Source organism: Falsiroseomonas sp. E2-1-a20 (assembly GCF_051433195.1).
In the GTDB taxonomy this organism is placed as follows: domain Bacteria; phylum Pseudomonadota; class Alphaproteobacteria; order Acetobacterales; family Acetobacteraceae; genus Falsiroseomonas.
Genome location: NZ_JBHMFT010000118.1, coordinates 1 through 3,187 on the forward strand (window position 1 = coordinate 1; position 3,187 = coordinate 3,187).

The 3,187-nt window shown below is 60.3% G+C and carries 3 protein-coding genes; all 3 read left to right on the forward strand.

What is annotated here, in order from left to right:
- Window positions 1-213 precede the first annotated feature (213 nt).
- The 3 genes from ACFHPP_RS30700 to ACFHPP_RS30710 all read left to right on the forward strand — a co-directional run bounded on the left by ACFHPP_RS30700 (window position 214) and on the right by ACFHPP_RS30710 (window position 2,551).
- On the forward strand, window positions 214-1,080 hold the full coding sequence (locus ACFHPP_RS30700; RefSeq protein ID WP_437167024.1) for a methyltransferase domain-containing protein: 867 nt from the start codon (window positions 214-216) through the stop codon (window positions 1,078-1,080).
- A 634-nt stretch (window positions 1,081-1,714) separates the two neighbouring features.
- Window positions 1,715-2,296 (forward strand): hypothetical protein, encoded by a 582-nt coding sequence (locus ACFHPP_RS30705; protein WP_437167025.1) that lies wholly within the window; start codon window positions 1,715-1,717, stop codon window positions 2,294-2,296.
- Between the two features lie 12 nt (window positions 2,297-2,308).
- Complete coding sequence (locus ACFHPP_RS30710; protein WP_437167026.1) at window positions 2,309-2,551, forward strand: hypothetical protein; 243 nt, start codon at window positions 2,309-2,311, stop codon at window positions 2,549-2,551.
- Window positions 2,552-3,187 lie beyond the last annotated feature (636 nt).

Consider the following 3,187-nt stretch of genomic DNA (forward strand, 5'->3'; position numbering starts at 1 on the left):
GCGGCTGAGGCCAAGGCGCTTGATGTTCGCGGCTAAACGGCGCTGGGATGGGACATCATTGATTCGGTCACCAACCTCATCCCGCGCCTGACGGAGCCAATTAGGGCAACGAAGGTGAATTCTTCGCCATGGAGCGGAGCGAGTGGGACCGAGAGTCGCTGGCCGAGAAGTGGTACGACGTGGAGAAGAACATACGGCTGTTCGAGAAGGTAAATGCTGCGCTTCGCTGACCGAAACCCGGAACTGGAAAACAGCATGAGCGTCGATCCTGAGGCTATTCGTGAGTTCGAACGGGCAAGCTGGAATCGCATCGCGAGCCAGTACGAACAGTCATTCGCATCCGCTTGCGGTCTTTTCGTCGAGGACGTGCTTGACGCCTCCAAGGTCTTAGCGGAAATGCAAGTTCTAGATGTATGTTGCGGTACCGGGGTTGCCGCTGGCGCTGCTGCCAGACGGGGCGCTCGTGTGACAGGGCTTGATTTCGCGTTTGAAATGCTCAGCGCGGCGCGGCGCCAGCACGCTGGTGTTGCCTTTGAATTCGGAGACGCAGAAGCTCTTCCCTTCCGCGACGGGCACATGGATGCAGTCTTTTCGAACTTTGGAATCCATCATGTGCCACGACCTGGGAAGGCACTGAGGGAATGCCATCGCGTTCTCTGCCCTGGCGGGTGGATGGCATTTTCCATCTGGGCACCCTCTACCGAGAATGTAGCGATGAACCTTGTACATGAAGCCATCTCTCGGCACGGCGATCCATCATTAACCATGGCTCCGCCACTGGGTGACTCCTTCACCACTGCTGACGATTGCGACTCGTCTTTGCGGGATTCAGGCTTTCAGGATGTTCAGGTCGCAATTGTTCAGAAATTTTGGCGTCACGCCGATGCGCGCTCCTTAGTGCAGGCCCTACAGAATGGAACTGCCAGAATGGGGGCGAGACTCACGGCGCAGTCCGCCACAGCAATGCCTGACATCATCGCAGGCGTAGACGCTGCTGCGGCCCGCTACAGAGACGGCGACGGCATCGCTGTCCCAATGGCCGCGATTGTGGGGCGGGGGAAGAAGCAGAAGCCTGGATGAGCAGATAGCCGAGGTCCAAGGCCGGGGGACGGCTGGCCATGTTGTTCAGGGCGCTGCCGTGGGTGTCATATGTGCGACCGCCCGACACGTGGAGGGCGCAATGGATGCTCTCTTTTTCTGCATTTGCGCAGCGGCGGTGGAATGCGGCGGCTGGACCTTCCACTTCGCCTTGCTCCTCGCGACGGTTTCGGCGAACGCCGGCCCCGCTGGTCTAGATGTGCGGTCCCCGCGACGTGCCCGAGTCGATACGAAGAATGAGCTTGTTCTGATCCGAATTCACGACCAGCGGTGCCAGACCATCAGGCACGGATGACGCGGGGTTCGGCAATAAGCGGCGACCCACCTTCGACGATACTGGCGTCGCCGGTCGGGAATGTGCTGGCGCGATCGGAACGGACCACGGCCTGAAGGCCCCTGATAGCGCGAATGGCGTCACCCAGCCCCAGCCATACAAATCGGCGTCGGACCTCACGCCTGTTCATCTTCAGTTGACGCGGCCCTATTTTGAAGAACGGAATCTGAACCTTGAATATGCCAAGACGCCTTTACTTGCCCTCGTGAATATTGACATTGACCATGTACTCGCAGCAGGAGCAGCCTCTTCCAGCCCAAGTCGGGGCGGGAGGATTAAGCAATGCATATCATCATGCGACGCTTTCCTGGGGCTGCTCATCTTGCGGAGGAGGGCGCCCGAAAGACCAGAGAGTTTCTCATCCCCATCTTGCAGAAGCATCCGGGCTGGAAGGGCTTCGTCGGCTTTGAATCTGAGCAGGGGGATGTCTGGGCCTGCACGATGTACAGCGATGCCTCGGCCGCGCGAGAATTGGCGGAAAGGGCCGCAGCGTGGAGGCAGGAGAACATGAGCGAGTTTCCGCCGCCGGAGAACTTTCTCGGCGAGGTGGGGGCGCATATGACCCTAAAGAGTGGCGGCCAGGACGACCTCTACTGCATGGTCAGGAAGGCCGAGGGCGCACCAGCTTCTAGTCCAGAGCCCATTGGAGAGAAAATCCTGAACGCGGCGAAGTCGCTGCCGGGCCTCAAGGGGGCCTACATCATGCGCTCCACCGATGATCCCACCAAAGCGGCCTCGCTCTGGCTGTGCGACAGCCGTGAACACGCCATGACCGTGCATGAAGAGACGATGGGGGTGCATATTCCGGGGGTGAAGACGCGGCTGGTGGGCGCGGGCAAGGCAGTGATCCTCGCCCTGCCGTAGAGGTAATGGCAGATGGCTGAGCCCACCGCCGAACCCCGGCAGGAGGAGGTCTGTCTCGCTTCACCCTCGCCCCTCCTGCCGCGTGAGGCGATGCACTCCGGCTGGCACACCGTGCTGTCGCAAGACTGGTTCATCGAGTTGCGGTACTGGGATGCCCGCCTGCAAATCTGGCGCGTCTGCCTGAACTGCCGCGATGCCGAGACTCCTGAAGATTTGGGCTGTCAGGGCTATGTCTATTTGGGCGTTCGAGAGTAGGAGGTTGGGTAGCCTGCTGACATGCCTCAGCGTCGGCATGCCTGAAGATTTGACCGGTTTTGCGATAGGAACTGCGGTCATGGCGAGGAAAGTTAGATGCCGGTGTCAGGCGTGTTCCTGCGACACGCGCCACGCGACAGCGAGCCCAGATTAAGCGCGATGACTGCCTCAATCTCAAAGCGCGCTTCGCTGCTCGAACAACACGAACCGTACTGAAGTGACCCTGGTCGTGACATAAAGCCGGAACGATATGTCGTTGAGTTGCGGTCCTCTGGCGCTGGGTGAGACCTGCTATGCCGCTCGAAGCCCAGCGGCTAACTACTGCGGCGATGGCGGCAACCCAAACCACTCGGCTTGCCTAGCTTCGTCCATGATCGCCACCCACTGTCTGCTGCCCTCCCGCACGAGCACGGGCGGAGTTGTGGCTGGCCCGCTCTGCTGAGTCTCGTGCTGGCGCAACCGCGAAGCATGAACCGCGACGGCCTCCTGCTCAGGCATAGGGTTACTGCACATCAGCGCTCTGGTGGCGATCACTGTGGCACAGACCATTGCGTGCATCGTTTTCCTCCACGGTATCAGGGACTTTGGCGGCTGCGCACGGCCCCAAAAACGGTCGGCTCTTCGAGAACTGTGCCT

What these genes read in the sequence shown, in the direction of transcription:
- ACFHPP_RS30700 (WP_437167024.1), top strand. Translation starts at nt 214, where the DNA reads ATGCTGCGCTTCGCTGACCGAAACCCGGAACTGGAAAACAGCATGAGC.
- ACFHPP_RS30705 (WP_437167025.1), top strand. Translation starts at nt 1,715, where the DNA reads ATGCATATCATCATGCGACGCTTTCCTGGGGCTGCTCATCTTGCGGAG.
- ACFHPP_RS30710 (WP_437167026.1), top strand. Translation starts at nt 2,309, where the DNA reads ATGGCTGAGCCCACCGCCGAACCCCGGCAGGAGGAGGTCTGTCTCGCT.